Here is a 13,641-nt window from a genome sequence, read left to right as displayed (position 1 = left end):
TTGAGGTATTTAATCCAAAGGCTGATCTACTTTGACTGAGTCTATCCGTAACCCGCTGACCCTCTACCTCACCCGCCTGGCGCCCTCCAGCCAGTTGACCATGCGCTACGTGCTGCAAGACGCTGCCGACCGCCTGGGCTTCGAAGACATCAACCTCGAAGAGATCGACTGGCATTTGCTCCAGCCCGAACACGTGATTGCCTTGGTCGCTGCCTTGCGCGAGGACGGTTATGCGCCGAACACTTCATCGCTGTATGTGAATGCGGTGCGTGGGGTGATGAACGAAGCTTGGCGCATGAGCCTGATCAGCCAGGACCACTTGCTCAAGATGCGCTCGGTCAAGGCCGCGCCCGGTACACGCCTGGGGCAGGGCCGTAACCTGCGCCGCACGCTGATCCGCGAAATGATGGAAGTCTGCGCCGCCGACCCGCGCCCGCAGGGCCTGCGTGATGCGGCGGTCATCGGCATTCTGTATGGTTCGGGTATGCGCAAGTCGGAGTCGGTAAACCTTGACCTGGCGCAGGTCGACTTCCAAGAGCGCAGTTTGCGCGTGACCGGCAAGGGCAATAAGGAGCTGATCAAGTATGCGCCGGCTTGGGCCTTTGAAAAGCTCACGGCGTGGCTGGAGTTTCGTCGCGAACAGCTCAAGGACGGCGAGCAGGACGATACGTTCCTGTTCAACCGCATTCGCCGTGGCAGCCATATCACCCGTGAACGCATCACCAAGCACGCGATTTACTACATCGCCCGCCAGCGCGGCGAACAGGTAGGCGTGAAGATCATGCCGCATGACTTTCGGCGGTCCTTCATCACTCGGGTGATTGAAGAACATGACCTGTCGATTGCGCAGAAACTGGCGCACCACACCAATATCCAGACCACTGCCAGTTATGACGTGCGCGACGACAATGAGCGGCGGCGGGCGGTGGATCGGTTTGATTTGTAGTGTCGGGTAGCACTTGCGCCGAGCCTTTGACGGGTTTAGGCGGATTGAGTGCATATCCATTGCTGCGGTAACGGCCACCTAGGGTTTCGCTCTTACAGCGAGTCACTTTTTTACAAACGCCTAAAAAAGTAACCAAAAAACGCTTTGCCCCACCACTCGGTGCCTCGCTTAGGCTCGGCGTGCGGCCATCGTGGTTAACGGGGCCTGTCAGATCAAGATCAAAATCTACAGCACGGCGGCCTAGTAGCCGACCTGAGTGGTAGAAGCAAAAGCAGGGCAAAAACAGAGCAGAAGAAGAGCTGCTTTTCTGTGGGAGCTGGCTTGTCGGATCGCCGCACCGCTGCGATGCAAACACCTCGGTTTATCAGGCATAACTGCCATCACCGGCACGCCAGCACCCACATTCGACTGTGTGTGAGGCTTATAGGATCGGTTTGCCGCCAGTCACCCCATAGCGCGAACCCGAAATGTAGCTGGCTTCATCCGAGGCCAGCAGCACATAGATCGGCGCCACTTCCACCGGTTGGCCGGGACGCCCCAGCGGCGTTTCGCTGCCGAAACTCTTGACGTCTTCGTCGGTCATGGTCGCTACGATCAGCGGCGTCCAGATTGGGCCCGGCGCGACGCTGTTGACGCGGATGCCCTTGCTGGCGAGCAGTTGCGCCAGGCCGCCGGTGAAGTTGGCGATGGCGCCCTTGGTGGCGGCATACGCCAGCAGCGTGGGCTTGGGCATGTCCGAATTGACCGAACTGGTGTTGATGATCGAGCTGCCGGCTTTCATATGGGGCAGGGCGGCTTTGCAGAGGCGAAACATCGCCGTAATGTTGATATCGAAGGTTTTCACCCATTCTTCATCTTCGATCTCTTCGAGGGTTTCGTGGGTCATCTGGAACGCGGCGTTGTTGACCAGCACGTCAATGCGGCCGAACTGTTCGACGGTCTTGTCCACCAGCGCCTGGCAGGTGGTTTTTTGCGCAATATCGCCCGGCAGCAGCAGGCATTGGCGGCCGGCTTCTTCGACCCAGCGCGCGGTTTCCTTGGCGTCGTCGTGCTCGTCCAGGTAGGCGATGGCCACGTCGGCACCTTCACGGGCAAACGCAATGGCGACCGCGCGGCCAATGCCGCTGTCGGCGCCGGTAATCAGGGCGATCTTGTTAGCCAACCGACCGGAACCTTTGTAGCTCTTTTCGCCGCAGTCGGGGTAGGGGTCCATTTTCTTCTGCGAACCGGGCACCGACTGGGCTTGAGGGGCGAAAGGTGGGCGAGGGTAGTCAGTCATCTGAGTCTCCATAACGGTTCAAGGGTGCTATGGAGTTAGTAGTTTTGCCGGCGGCGATAGTTGTAGCGAATGTGCGGCACGCCCGACGAATGGTGTCAGTGGCCCGCAGGCAGGAACTCAAGGCCTGGCAAGTCTAGCGCTGGGACTAGTCGTGTCAGGCACTCGCACAGTTCACGCAGTTTGGGGCCGTGCCGGCTCGATTTGGGCCACACCAGGTAGTAAGCGTCGCCGGAGGCCACGGCGGTGGCGTAGGGCAGCTTGATCAGGCCGTCGCGTACATCTTTGGCCACCAGGTGCAGGTCGCCAATTGAAACGCCGTGGCCGCGCATGGCGGCCGAGATCGCCTGATCGAGCGTGTCAAAGACTTTGCCGCGGTCGAGGTTGACGCGTGCATCAAGTGGCTGGGCCGCCAGCCAGCGTCGCCAGTCGCGGCGGTCAGGGGTAGGATGGACCAGTTCGGTATCGGCCAGCTCAGTACCCACCCAACCGGGCGCGCAGATCGGGATCAGCCATTCATCGAACAGTTTGTGCGTCTGCACCTCCGAGCCGAACTGACCGTTGCCAAGCAAAATCGCGCAGTCGTAAGGCTCGGCGTAGAAGTCCACGCTGTCAAAATCCATCCAGACACTCGCCAGTTGGATAGCCAGTTCAGGCGCGCTGAGCTTGAGTTCGTCCAGGGCGTGCAGCAGCCAGCGCATGGTCAGCGTCGACGGCGCCTTCAAGCGCAGATCGCCGGTGCCGGCCCGGAAGGGTGCGCACGCTTGCTCGATGATGCGAAAGCCAACCTTGAGTTCCTGCGCAAGCCGTTCGCCGGCGACGGTCAATTCCAGCCGTGGCCCGTGGCGCTCGAACAAACGGCAATCGAGGATGCCTTCCAGGGTTTTGATGTGGCGGCTAATCGCACTTTGAGTCAATGACAGTTCTTGCGCCGCACGTGTAAACGAGGAGGTGCGAGCCGCTATTTCAAAGGCGCGCAGGGCATACAGCGGGGGGAGTCGTTCGGCCATGGGGGCTTGTCATTGTGATTAATACTCATAGTAGGGCACAGGCTTTTACGTTTTTCAACGCGCGTCGCCTGGCGCACGCTGCCAGCCCCTGAACCCAATAAGGCGCACTGGCTCGATGAATACCTCGTTACTTCTAATTTATGTCTTCAGCGTAGTGGCGTTGATCGTCACGCCCGGCCCGGTGGTGGCGCTGATCATCAACACCAGCCTGCAAGCTGGCAGCCGGCGCGCGTTGTGGACAGCCGCAGGCACCAACCTGGCATCGTTGATCTTGGCGCTGCTGGCGGTGCTGATTTTGTCGGGGAGTTTTTCCGTGAGCCCAAGGTTGCTCAGTGGGATCAGCTTCTTAGGCTGCCTGTTTATCCTGCACTTGGCGATCCAGGGGCTGCGTAGCCCACCTGGGCAGGGCACCAAGGCCGGACGATCGCGCAGCGGGGTCGGCACCGGTTTCCTGGTGGGCATTTCCAACCCCAAGGACATCATTTTCTTTGTCGCCTTCTTCCCCCAATTCATCCACGTGGCTGACTCATTCAGTGCCAGCGTGGCGTGGTTGACCGGGCTGTGGGTGCTGATCGACTTTGTGGTGCTGGCAGGCTACATCGCTGTCGCGCGCCAGGCGTTCGCGCTGAAATACCGCGTCGGTATCAATCGCGTGGCGTGCCTGGTGCTGCTGGCCGTGGCCCTGATTGGCCTTGTGCATTCAGGGCCGGCGTTGCTGGGTTGATGCTGCGCATCAGGTGCGCGGCGCAGGTTGCAGATGCGCCGGCAAACTGCGCAGTGTCCAGAAGGCGGTCAGCATCGCGGCGACTGCACACAGCGCAATGCCAACCAGCATTGGTGCGGGCGTATGGTCGGCGTACAGCCCAACCAATGTCATCGACACGGCGGCGGTAATCATCTGGATCGCACCCAGCAGTGCCGAGGCAGCACCGGCCACGGCGCCGTGGTCTTCCAGGGACAACACGCCGGCCGCCGGCAACAGCAGGCCGAGGAAACCGAAGCCGATAAACAGCATCGTCATCATCACCGCCAAGTGGTTGCCCCACAGCGTGGTGGCTGCCAGCAAGACCATGACGGCCGCGACAGCCATCACCGACCAACGAATCACCGGCGCCAGGCCAAAGCGCGCGCTCAGGCGTGCGGTCATTTGGCTCATAGCGAAAAACGAGGCGGCATTCAGCGCAAAGCACAGGCTGAATTGTGTGGGTGTCAGGCCGAAGTATTCGATGTACACGAACGGCGCGCTGCCGATAAACACGAAGAAGGTGGCCAGGCCGAAGCCGCTGACCACCGCTAAACCGATAAATACCGGGTCGCGCAACAGCGCGCCGTAACTGCCGATGGCGTTGCCCAGGGTCTTGCCCAAGCGGCGCTCGGCCGGGTGGGTTTCCGGCAATTGCACAATGGTCATCACCAGGCACAGCACGGACACGACCGCCAGTGCCGCGAACACTTCGCGCCAGCTCCAGAGTGAAATCACCACGCTGCCGGCCAAGGGCGCCAGGATCGGCGACACACTCATCACCAGCATCAGCAGGGCCATCAGGCGCGCGGCCTCATGGCCGGTGTACAGGTCGCGAACGATCGCCCGCGGAATGACCATGCCGGCACAGGCGCCGAACGCTTGCAGGGCCCGAAACCCAATCAGCACTTCAATAGTGGGGGCCAGTGCACAGCCGACGCTGGCCACGGCGAATATCACCAGGCCGAGATAGATCGGCGGCTTGCGACCGTACACATCGCTGATCGGGCCGTAGAACAGCTGGCACACGCCGATGATCATGAAGAACACCGTGAGGCTCATCTGCACCGCCGCCGGCGAGGCGTGCAGGCTGGCACCCAAGGTGGGCAGGGCGGGCAGGTAGCTGTCGATGGCGAAAGGGCCGATGGCGGTGATCAACCCCAGCAATAAGGCGAGGTGGGCGATGCTTCGAGACATGGGGTGTTCCGGGTTACGGCGAAAGACCGGCCAGCTTAGAGAGCGGCCCGTGGGGTTACAAGGTGGCGTTTACACAGCCGCTACATTTTTAGCGCTTGAAAGCTGGCGGCTGAGGTTTTGTTTGGCAGCGAAAGCGTCCTACGTCGTCCGTCGATCTCTCCGCGCAGAAAAAGATTGAATATTCACACTAAATGTTATTTAAATAACAGAATAAGAGCATCACGACCTGCCTGGCCGTGACGCAACAAGGTGGAATAGCAATGAGCAAGATCGCAGTCATCGGCAGCAATATGGTGGATTTGATTACCTACATTGACCGCATGCCAGCCCAGGGCGAAACCCTGGAAGCACCGGGATTTGCCCTGGGATGCGGCGGCAAAGGCGCCAACCAGGCGGTGGCGGCAGCCAAGCTTGGGGCGGATGTATTGATGCTGAGCAAGGTCGGCGACGACATGTTTGCCGACAACACCCTGGCCAACTTCCAGCGCTTTGGCATCGACACCCGTTATGTGCAGCGGGTGCCTGGCGTCTCCAGCGGCGTAGCGCCGATTTTTGTGCGTGCCGATTCCCACAACAGCATTTTGATCGTCAAAGGCGCCAATGCGCATTTGTCGCCGGCGGACATCGATGCCGCAGCAGCCGACCTGCGTGGCTGCACGCTGATTGTGCTGCAGCTGGAGATCAACCTGGAGACGGTCTACTACGCCATCGAGTTTGCGCACCGGCATGGCATCGCCGTGCTGCTGAATCCGGCACCGGCCCTGGCGGGCTTAAGCGCTGAGCACTTGGCGAAGCTGGATTTCCTGATCCCCAACGAATCGGAACTGGCGTTGATCACCGGCCTTACCGTGGACTCGTCAGACTCGGCTCGCGCTGCCGCACGCACGCTGGTGGCCAGCGGCATCCGCCATGTGATCGTCACCCTTGGCGAGCAGGGCGCGTTATATGTGGGCGAGGAGGGCGAGTTCCAGGTGCCGGGCCAGCGCGTTGTGGCCCGTGACACCACCGGCGCCGGTGACGCCTTTATCGGTTGCTTCATTCAGCACTGGAACCGCGACGGCAGCATTCGCCAGGCCATGGAGCAGGCCGTGGCGTATTCCGCGTGCTCGGTAACGGCGCTGGGTACGCAAACCTCCTATCCCGACAGCGAAGCGTTCGCGCGCTTCCAACAACAGCGCTAAACCCATCAATTCAGCCCGGAGAACAATAATGAACAAACCTGCGCTGCAACAGACACCCGATGGTTTTTACCTGAACCGCACGCCGTGGTTCGCCTTTATCCTGCTGTGCAGCATCTTCGCGTTGTGGGCCGCGGCGGCGAGCATGAATGACGTGCTGATCGCCCATTTCAAGAAAGCGTTTTTGCTCAGCGATTTCCAGACCGCCTTTGTGCAGTCGGCGTTTTACCTGGGCTACTTTTTTGTGGCGATCCCGGCCGCCATGGTGGTGCGCCGCTTGAGCTACAAAAGCACGATTCTGATTGGCCTGTTGTTGTACATGTTCGGTTGCCTGCTGTTTTTCCCCGCAGCGTCTACGGCCAAGTACGGCATGTTTTTGCTCGCGCTGTTTGTGATTGCCGCCGGCCTGTCGTTCCTCGAAACCGCCTGCAACACCTACTCGACGCTGATGGGCCCACGGGAAACCGGGACGCGGCGCTTGAACATCTCGCAGACCTTTCACCCGTTCGGCGCCATGGCTGGGGTTTACGTGGGCAGCTTCGTGATGTTCAAGGACACCGATGCCACCACCGAGCAACTGACACAGATGAGCGCCACGGATGCGGCGGTGCAGCAGTTGCAAATGATCCAGTCCACGCTGCTGCCTTATAAGTGGATGATCGCGGTGCTGGTGCTGATGTTTATCCTGATCGCGATCACCCGTTTCCCCGCCTGCAAGGGCAACAAGCCCGTCGACAACAAGTCCGGTAGCTTGCGTAAAAGCCTGGGGCGGTTGTGGCGCAACCCGCGTTTTACTTTCGGCGTACTCGCGCAGTTTCTGTATGTGGGCGCGCAGGTCGGCGTGTGGAGTTTCACCATTCGGTTGGCCATGCAAATGGGCGGCATGAATGAGCGCAGTGCATCATGGTTCCTGATGACCACCTTTGCCGCGTACTTTGTCGGCAAGTTGATCGCCAACCTGCTGATGCGCCGCCTGCACCCGGCCAAGGTCTTGGCGATCTACGGTGTGCTGTGCATTGTGCTGCTGGCCTACACCATTCTGGTGCCGAACATTTCGGCGGTATATGCAGCGGTGGGTGTGAGTATTTTTCTCGGCCCGTGCTGGCCGACCATTTACGGCCTGACCATCGATGGCTTGGGTGAAGACACCGGTGTCGGTGGTTCCTTGCTGGTGATGAGTATCGTCGGTGGCGGGGTGATTCCGATCTTCCAAGGCCTGTTGTCCGACGCCAGCGGTGGCAACATGCAGTTGGCCTACAGCGTGCCGTTGCTGTGCTTTATCGTGATTGTGATGTATGCGGTCAAATGCCTGCGCCAGTCAGACACATCACCCTCCAGCGCGGCCGCGGCGGTGGTCTCATGAACACGTGCATCCCGCTGTATCGCGCCATATTTGCCGAACAGGAAAAGATCCTGTTGCAGTCTGAGGATTTCAAGGTCAGTGCCTGGACCTATCCGTCCGGCGTGCTGGCCGTGAGCCTGGAGAGCTGCCGTGGACGTTTGGTCGTGCTGCCGTATCAAGGGCAGATGATCTGGTCGGCCGTGTTCGACGGCTGCGACCTGACCATGACGAACCTGTTCGAGCAGCCAAAGCCCAGCCCGACGGTGATCGATACTTACGGCTGCTTCATGTTTCACAGTGGCCTGCTGCGCAACGGCTGCCCGGCGCCGGATGACACTCATGCGTTGCACGGCGAGATGCCTTGCGCGCCAATGGACACCGCCTGGCTGGAAATCGGCGAGGGCTTTGTGCGCCTGGGCGGCTCGTACCAATACGCCAAGGGCTTCGGCGATCGCTACCGGGCGTGCCCGAGCGTCACGCTGCGCGCCGATTCGGCGTTATTCGATATCGACATGGACGTGACGAACCTGGCTGGCAAACCCATGGACCTGATGTACATGGCTCACATGAACTACGCCTATGTGGCCGGTGCCAGGTTTGTCGAGCCGCTGGGCATGCAGCGCCTGCGCACCAGTGTGCCGGACCACGTCAAGCCGACGCCGGACTGGAGCGCCTACATGGCGCAACTCGCTGAGCATCCCGCTCAGCTGGCGTGCCTGGAGCGGCCGGCGCTGTACGATCCAGAAATCGTGTTTTTCTTCGACGAGGTTGGCACTGACGCCACCGGCCACGCGCACTTCTTGCTCGATCACCCCGATGGTGCTGCGTTCTACACCCGTTATCGCCCCGAGCAATTCGAGCACGCCGCACGCTGGATCCTGCACTCAGCGGATCAGCAAGTGGCCGCGTTCGTGCTGCCATCAACCTGCGAACCCGAAGGCTATAACGCGGAAAAAGCCAAAGGTCACGTGCGTTCGCTGGCGGCCGGGGTCAGCGCCTCGTTCAGCGTGACCACCGGCTACTTGAACGCCCAAGAGCGGCACAAGTTGCTGGGTTAAACCAGCAGTTGCGCGCCGCTGGCCTCGATGAGGTCTTTGTAGCCGCGGGGGATTTTCTTGTCGCTGACCACGTAGTGAAAGTCTTCCAGGGCTGCGAAATGCGCGGTGCGCACAGTGTCGAACTTGCTGAAGTCGGCGAGCAGCACACGCTGCTGGGCCTGGCGCAGGACCTTTTGCTTGACCTCGACTTCATTGAAGTTGAAGCACGTCACGCCGAATTCCTGGCTGACGCCGGCGGCGGTCACAAAAGCCCACGTCAGGCGCACGCTGTCGAGGATGCTGCTTTCGGCGCTGCTTTCAAACACCTGGTTCTTGCGGTGAAAGGTGCCGCCGCACAACACGATGTGACAGTTGGGCTTGTTCTGCAGCCTGAGCAGCACGTTCAACGAGCTGCACACGGCGGTGAACTCCAGCTCATCAGGGATGAAATCAATCACAAAGGGCGAGGTGGTGCCGCAGTCGAAAAACACCGTGTCACCGGGTTGTACCAGCCGGGCGGCGAGTTTGCCGATGCGGCGTTTTTCCTCGACGTGGCGCGTGTCCTGGTCGGCTACGCGGTAATCGCTGACCTCAGTGCCGACGCGGGTGATGTAGCCGCCTAGCAGACGCACATGCTCGGTGAAGTGGTTGAGGTCGCGGCGCAGGGTCATCTCGGAAACGTCCAGCAGTGCCGCCATTTCCCGCAGGTGAATGGCGTTCTGGTCCTGCAAAGCTTGTTGGATTAGCTTGAGTCGCTCGGCTTTTTTACTGTCCACGCGTATTCCAGGGCTTGATTGTTTGTGTTAGATAAGTAACATTTAATGATATTATTGTAACGTATTAATGTGGGCGCTGTGACAAGCGCACCACAATCATTGGCAACATACAGGCAAGGGCACGTTAAATGAATACACTTCAACCCGCAGCATTGGCCAAGTACATCGATCACACCTTGCTGGCGCCCGACGCCTCCCGTGAGCAGATTCGCACCTTGTGCGAGGAAGCCATGCAGCACGGTTTTTATTCGGTGTGCCTGAACTCCGGGCAAGTGCCTTACGCCGCTTCGTGCCTGAGCGACAAGACCGTGGTGATTTGTGCGGTAGTGGGCTTCCCACTCGGCGCCGGCTTGAGCGACACCAAGGCGTTTGAAGCCGAACGGGCGATTGCCGCCGGGGCAGGGGAGATCGACATGGTGCTCAACATCGGCTGGCTGAAGGAGGGCTTGCTAGACGCGGTACGCGAAGACATCAACTGGGTCCACAAAGCCTGCGGCGCAGTGCCGTTGAAGGTCATCCTGGAAACCTGCCTGCTGAGCGACGAGCAGAAAGTCCAGGCGTGTGAAATCTGCCGGGATTTGGGCGTGGCATTCGTCAAGACCTCCACAGGGTTCAGCAAAAGTGGCGCTACCGTTGAGGACGTTGCACTGATGCGCAAAACAGTGGGCGCGGGCGTTGGGGTCAAGGCGTCCGGTGGCGTGCGTGATTATCCGACGGCGATGAAGATGATTGAGGCCGGGGCGACGCGCTTGGGCAGCAGCTCGGGGATTGCGATTGTGGGTGGAGTGATGACGGCGGCCAGTGGTTATTGATGCGCCTAATTATAACTAAACTAAATAGACATTTAGTTTAGTTATGATATACAGATATATTGCAAGGGCAGGGCTCACTCATCTTTGACCCTTATCTGGGTACATGCGCGATACTTAAAACCGGCGGGCGCCATAAAGGGACGGTCTCTATGCTGAGAAGGTTTACGTTAGGTCTTTGGGTGGCGTGTTTCGTGATCAGTACTACGGCGCTGGCGGATGAACTACCGCGTAGCGAGCAGATAAAGGCATTGCGCACTGCTGGATTTAACCAAGAGGCGTCGGAGTGCGAAATCGAGGAAACCGGTAGCTACACGCCGGCAACCATCGAGCAGGTTAAGGACCTGAACGGTGACGGCCGGCCGGATGCGTTGATTACCGAAGGCAGCAGTTCCTGTTATGGGCAGACAGGTACTGGATTTTATCTGGTCAGTCAGCAGCCTGACGGCGACTGGAAACTCATGCTCAACGAAAGCGGCTTTGCTGAGTTTCTCGCCAGCAAAGGCAGTGATGGTTGGCCTGATGTCGAGGTTGGCGGCCCGGGCTTTTGTTTTCCAGTAATGCGTTACGACGGGCAACGTTATCGCGTTCACCATAGTGTTGGTGAGCGGTGTGCTGACTAGCCGTAAAAGTCGTATGACCTAAGGGCCAGTGGCTGGTTATTTACGCAAAAGAAAACCCCAACGTTCGTGAGAGCCCTGGGGTTTTTCTTCGCGTTCATAACGCGCAATCCACGCGGTGCCATTTCGCGACCTGATTTGCCCAGGTCGTTATCACCGAGGAGTTAAGCCAACAGGGGTTTGCCTATTGAAATCTGACGAGGACTGGCCCTGATTACGTAACATGATATTACGCATAATGGACTGACGTTACGTTGAGCCTGCTGCGGATACTGGCCCTGGCCCCGCGGCTGGTTTAATGTAACGTCGATTATGCGAAGCCCCCTCGATCTGCCCACGCACTTGGTCAAAACGGCCACCCTCTATGCGCCTTCTCGTGATCCGCTCGATGCTGTCTGTTACGTTTTGGATGATTATCCAAAGGTCGTTTCCGAGCTTCGTAAGGCCCGATCCAGGCTGCAGCAGCTCGATGCTGAATCTGCTGACCTCGATGCTCGGTTGGCTGTGCTGCAGGACGCTTGTCGCTCCATCCTTGATCTTTGATCTCATCCTTTTTTAAAAGGGGAGAGATTCCGGCTGTACTTTTTCTCGCCCGCGAAAATCAACGCTTCCCTTCGATCTAACAGGGAAAGATTCCGGCTATGCATTTTCTCGCCCGCGAAAATAAAGGCTTTGAGCGGGATCTAATGGGGAAGGATTCCGGCTACGTATTTTCTCGCGCGCGAAAATCGATTCTTTTCTCTGACCATATAGGGAAACATTCCGGCTATCTCCCGGTACCATTTCTCTCTCGGGATAAATCTGCAGCAGCGTGTTTTGGTACCTAATTCTGTTTTCTCTCGATCAGCTTTGGTACCATTAGCTCGTCCAGGCACTTCACCTGGTTAAATGGAGTGGTACCAAAATGTTAGTCAAAATCGCTGATTTTCCAGATGACCTAGCCGAGGCTCTTAAGCCTGAAACCGGTACCCGAACGGCATCCAAGGCGGTTCTTGTTGCTGCTCAGAGATACCCCGGCCTTGTCTCTCAGGTTAAACGTCAGCAGCTCGAAATTTCTCAACTTCGCGACCAGCTTTCGCATATGCAACTGACAATGAAGTCGCTGAACAATGTCTGCCGTCAGATTTCCGAGCTTGCCGGCCAGGGCGATATTTTCTCCGACCCCTCGTAGTTTCGTCTTACCTCGACCTGCCCGTAGGGCATTAGGCGCTTCGCAGATCTTCACCAGTGCGTTGTGACACCGGCGCCGATACCCCGCAACGCGGGCCGGTTTATCGCCCAAAGAAAAACCCCAGCGTTCCTGAGAGCCCTGGGGTTTTTCCTCGCGTTCAAATTGTCTTTAGTCGCTATGGTGTCTCATCGCGCCTTGATTTGCCAAAGGCTCTATCCCGGCTTTATCGCGCAGCTTGCGCGGTCCCGTGATGAGCAGACGCCATCGTAGATTAGGTCCCGGAGGTCAGCTCAAAGCTTCTTCTAATTGTCGAAGCAAATCAGCTTCGTTTGCACCCAATAGAACCGCTTCCTTGACCTGCAGCCGTCCGTATTTCTCCCCGTCTACGACGGCACAGACGCCAGTTTCTTGCCCTGGCCATCGCAGTTTGAGGGTGTCACGGTGCTTAGGCTCATCACCACCATCATGTTTAGAGATAAAGGCTCCGGAGCGCATATCTATCACGCCGCCTTCCCGCAGGGCCGTGAAAAATTGCGGCAGGTTGGCCAGAAACTTAAGCAGCGGATGGTTTGACGTAGTTGGCATGCTGTTCCTTGCTTCAGAAAAATGGATGATTGCTTGGTCGAGCCGGGTGGGGGTGCTGTTACACCCCCACTTTGGTATGGTTTTCCATACTTTCCAGCTTTCATGCGACCTGCTTTTTTCTATCTTAGAGCTTCTTGCTCATACCCGAAAAGCACACCTTTCAAGGCAATTTTGGCTTGATTTCGGATATCTACAGGCAAAGCTTCAAACCTTCGAAAAATAGGCAGCATGTCTTGGGATACAACCATCTCCGATGGGTCTAGTAACAGCTCATCTGTGGTTGTTCCCAGTACGTGGGCAAGGCTTACTACCTTGTCAGCTGATGGAATTCCGCGACCTGCTTCGTAAGAGGTGTAGCTCGACTTACTAATCCCCGCAGCCTCCCAAACGGCCTGCTGGGTTAACCCTTTGGCTTCCCTATACCGTTTCAGATTTGTTCCGATGGTCATGGCTCTGCTGCCTGCGTGGTTGCTCATGTTTTCCATCGTATTAACTGTTTAAACATACAGTATCTATATATCGGTACATTTCTGCTTGCATTTGAGTATTCGATAGTCTCATAATCCTGCCACTTCTGTATTGGAATACAGATATTGACAGGATTTCACATGTTCATCGATTGGCTCACGATTTCGCAGGAGCATGACCACGATCTACCGATCGTTGGCAACATCGTGCACCTGACGGTTGACGAGAATACCGATCAAATTTTGAGCACTAGTCGGCCTCGTTTCAAGCATGAGGGTAGTTTCTCCACCTCGGTCACGATCCATATTCAGGGCCGAAAAATCCGAGTTGAGGGAAATCCTAGTCGGGTAGGGCGGTTGGACAACCTTTTTGGACACGCGACCATCGAACAATGTGTTTCGGTCTACAACGGGTTGCTGCGTGAGTACGGTCTTCCCGGCTTTACCCGTTGCACCCGACTTGATATTCGCCAGGGTGTTTCAGG

The 13,641-nt window shown here is 58.0% G+C and carries 15 protein-coding genes; 9 read left to right on the top strand and 6 right to left on the bottom strand.

Annotated features, from left to right (window positions below; all coding sequences use genetic code 11):
• Nucleotides 1-31 precede the first annotated feature (31 nt).
• Nucleotides 32-946 (top strand): tyrosine recombinase XerC, encoded by a 915-nt coding sequence (xerC, locus tag ACI77I_RS27830; protein WP_242149519.1) that lies wholly within the window; start codon nucleotides 32-34, stop codon nucleotides 944-946.
• Between the two features lie 421 nt (nucleotides 947-1,367).
• Here the strand turns inward: xerC and ACI77I_RS27825 are convergent, their stop codons facing one another.
• Together ACI77I_RS27825 and ACI77I_RS27820 are read right to left on the bottom strand one after the other, a co-directional pair.
• The gene (locus ACI77I_RS27825) at nucleotides 1,368-2,225 is read right to left on the bottom strand and encodes a glucose 1-dehydrogenase (protein WP_094952603.1); all 858 of its coding nucleotides are present in this window, start codon (nucleotides 2,223-2,225) and stop codon (nucleotides 1,368-1,370) included.
• A 95-nt stretch (nucleotides 2,226-2,320) separates the two neighbouring features.
• A complete protein-coding gene (locus ACI77I_RS27820; protein WP_406999387.1) occupies nucleotides 2,321-3,232 on the bottom strand; it encodes a LysR substrate-binding domain-containing protein in 912 nt (303 codons plus the stop codon).
• Nucleotides 3,233-3,347: 115 nt separating this feature from the next.
• On the opposite strand from ACI77I_RS27820, the gene ACI77I_RS27815 reads away from it, so the two are divergent.
• Nucleotides 3,348-3,956, top strand: coding sequence for a LysE family translocator (locus tag ACI77I_RS27815; RefSeq protein ID WP_406999385.1), 609 nt, complete (start codon nucleotides 3,348-3,350; stop codon nucleotides 3,954-3,956).
• Between the two features lie 9 nt (nucleotides 3,957-3,965).
• Here the strand turns inward: ACI77I_RS27815 and ACI77I_RS27810 are convergent, their stop codons facing one another.
• Nucleotides 3,966-5,171, bottom strand: a complete 1,206-nt coding sequence (locus ACI77I_RS27810) for a multidrug effflux MFS transporter (protein WP_406999383.1) — start codon at nucleotides 5,169-5,171, stop codon at nucleotides 3,966-3,968.
• 260 nt (nucleotides 5,172-5,431) lie between these two features.
• Here ACI77I_RS27810 and rbsK point away from each other — a divergent pair, with 260 nt between their 5' ends.
• The 3 genes from rbsK to ACI77I_RS27795 are packed head-to-tail and all read left to right on the top strand — an operon-like array spanning nucleotide 5,432 to nucleotide 8,749.
• Nucleotides 5,432-6,352 (top strand): ribokinase, encoded by a 921-nt coding sequence (gene rbsK / locus ACI77I_RS27805; RefSeq protein WP_242149508.1) that lies wholly within the window; start codon nucleotides 5,432-5,434, stop codon nucleotides 6,350-6,352.
• 28 nt (nucleotides 6,353-6,380) lie between these two features.
• The gene (gene fucP, locus ACI77I_RS27800) at nucleotides 6,381-7,712 is read left to right on the top strand and encodes an L-fucose:H+ symporter permease (protein WP_406999381.1); all 1,332 of its coding nucleotides are present in this window, start codon (nucleotides 6,381-6,383) and stop codon (nucleotides 7,710-7,712) included.
• Complete coding sequence (locus tag ACI77I_RS27795) at nucleotides 7,709-8,749, top strand: aldose 1-epimerase family protein (protein ID WP_406999379.1); 1,041 nt, start codon at nucleotides 7,709-7,711, stop codon at nucleotides 8,747-8,749. The genes fucP and ACI77I_RS27795 overlap by 4 nt, the downstream gene beginning before the upstream one ends.
• Here the strand turns inward: ACI77I_RS27795 and deoR are convergent.
• Complete coding sequence (gene deoR, locus ACI77I_RS27790) at nucleotides 8,746-9,504, bottom strand: DNA-binding transcriptional repressor DeoR (protein WP_406999377.1); 759 nt, start codon at nucleotides 9,502-9,504, stop codon at nucleotides 8,746-8,748. The two genes, ACI77I_RS27795 and deoR, sit on opposite strands and share 4 nt — an antisense overlap.
• A gap of 128 nt (nucleotides 9,505-9,632) precedes the next feature.
• On the opposite strand from deoR, the gene deoC reads away from it, so the two are divergent.
• The 3 genes from deoC to ACI77I_RS27775 all read left to right on the top strand — a co-directional run bounded on the left by deoC (nucleotide 9,633) and on the right by ACI77I_RS27775 (nucleotide 12,104).
• The gene (deoC, locus tag ACI77I_RS27785; protein ID WP_242149501.1) at nucleotides 9,633-10,316 is read left to right on the top strand and encodes a deoxyribose-phosphate aldolase; all 684 of its coding nucleotides are present in this window, start codon (nucleotides 9,633-9,635) and stop codon (nucleotides 10,314-10,316) included.
• A 191-nt stretch (nucleotides 10,317-10,507) separates the two neighbouring features.
• On the top strand, nucleotides 10,508-10,936 hold the full coding sequence (locus tag ACI77I_RS27780) for a hypothetical protein (protein WP_406999375.1): 429 nt from the start codon (nucleotides 10,508-10,510) through the stop codon (nucleotides 10,934-10,936).
• 901 nt (nucleotides 10,937-11,837) lie between these two features.
• A complete protein-coding gene (locus tag ACI77I_RS27775; RefSeq protein ID WP_406999373.1) occupies nucleotides 11,838-12,104 on the top strand; it encodes a hypothetical protein in 267 nt (88 codons plus the stop codon).
• A 285-nt stretch (nucleotides 12,105-12,389) separates the two neighbouring features.
• Here the strand turns inward: ACI77I_RS27775 and ACI77I_RS27770 are convergent, their stop codons facing one another.
• Both ACI77I_RS27770 and ACI77I_RS27765 read right to left on the bottom strand, forming a co-directional pair.
• Complete coding sequence (locus tag ACI77I_RS27770) at nucleotides 12,390-12,689, bottom strand: hypothetical protein (protein WP_406999371.1); 300 nt, start codon at nucleotides 12,687-12,689, stop codon at nucleotides 12,390-12,392.
• Between the two features lie 119 nt (nucleotides 12,690-12,808).
• Nucleotides 12,809-13,165 (bottom strand): helix-turn-helix domain-containing protein, encoded by a 357-nt coding sequence (locus ACI77I_RS27765; RefSeq protein WP_406999369.1) that lies wholly within the window; start codon nucleotides 13,163-13,165, stop codon nucleotides 12,809-12,811.
• Between the two features lie 132 nt (nucleotides 13,166-13,297).
• Here ACI77I_RS27765 and ACI77I_RS27760 point away from each other — a divergent pair.
• The coding region (locus tag ACI77I_RS27760) for a phage/plasmid replication protein (protein ID WP_406999367.1) at nucleotides 13,298-13,641 on the top strand (344 nt) is incomplete at its 3' end.

It is taken from the genome of Pseudomonas sp. D47, assembly GCF_045447305.1.
Classification (GTDB): domain Bacteria; phylum Pseudomonadota; class Gammaproteobacteria; order Pseudomonadales; family Pseudomonadaceae; genus Aquipseudomonas.
The sequence above is the reverse complement of the archived record's forward strand: the minus strand, read 5'-3'. Positions and strand labels throughout refer to the sequence as shown.

Coding starts and splice junctions, on each gene's coding strand:
- fucP (WP_406999381.1), top strand. CDS start 6,381: ATGAACAAACCTGCGCTGCAACAGACACCCGATGGTTTTTACCTGAAC.
- deoC (WP_242149501.1), top strand. CDS start 9,633: ATGAATACACTTCAACCCGCAGCATTGGCCAAGTACATCGATCACACC.
- ACI77I_RS27765 (WP_406999369.1), bottom strand. CDS start 13,165: ATGAGCAACCACGCAGGCAGCAGAGCCATGACCATCGGAACAAATCTG.
- ACI77I_RS27795 (WP_406999379.1), top strand. CDS start 7,709: ATGAACACGTGCATCCCGCTGTATCGCGCCATATTTGCCGAACAGGAA.
- ACI77I_RS27825 (WP_094952603.1), bottom strand. CDS start 2,225: ATGACTGACTACCCTCGCCCACCTTTCGCCCCTCAAGCCCAGTCGGTG.
- ACI77I_RS27815 (WP_406999385.1), top strand. CDS start 3,348: ATGAATACCTCGTTACTTCTAATTTATGTCTTCAGCGTAGTGGCGTTG.
- ACI77I_RS27810 (WP_406999383.1), bottom strand. CDS start 5,171: ATGTCTCGAAGCATCGCCCACCTCGCCTTATTGCTGGGGTTGATCACC.
- rbsK (WP_242149508.1), top strand. CDS start 5,432: ATGAGCAAGATCGCAGTCATCGGCAGCAATATGGTGGATTTGATTACC.
- ACI77I_RS27820 (WP_406999387.1), bottom strand. CDS start 3,232: ATGGCCGAACGACTCCCCCCGCTGTATGCCCTGCGCGCCTTTGAAATA.
- ACI77I_RS27775 (WP_406999373.1), top strand. CDS start 11,838: ATGTTAGTCAAAATCGCTGATTTTCCAGATGACCTAGCCGAGGCTCTT.
- ACI77I_RS27770 (WP_406999371.1), bottom strand. CDS start 12,689: ATGCCAACTACGTCAAACCATCCGCTGCTTAAGTTTCTGGCCAACCTG.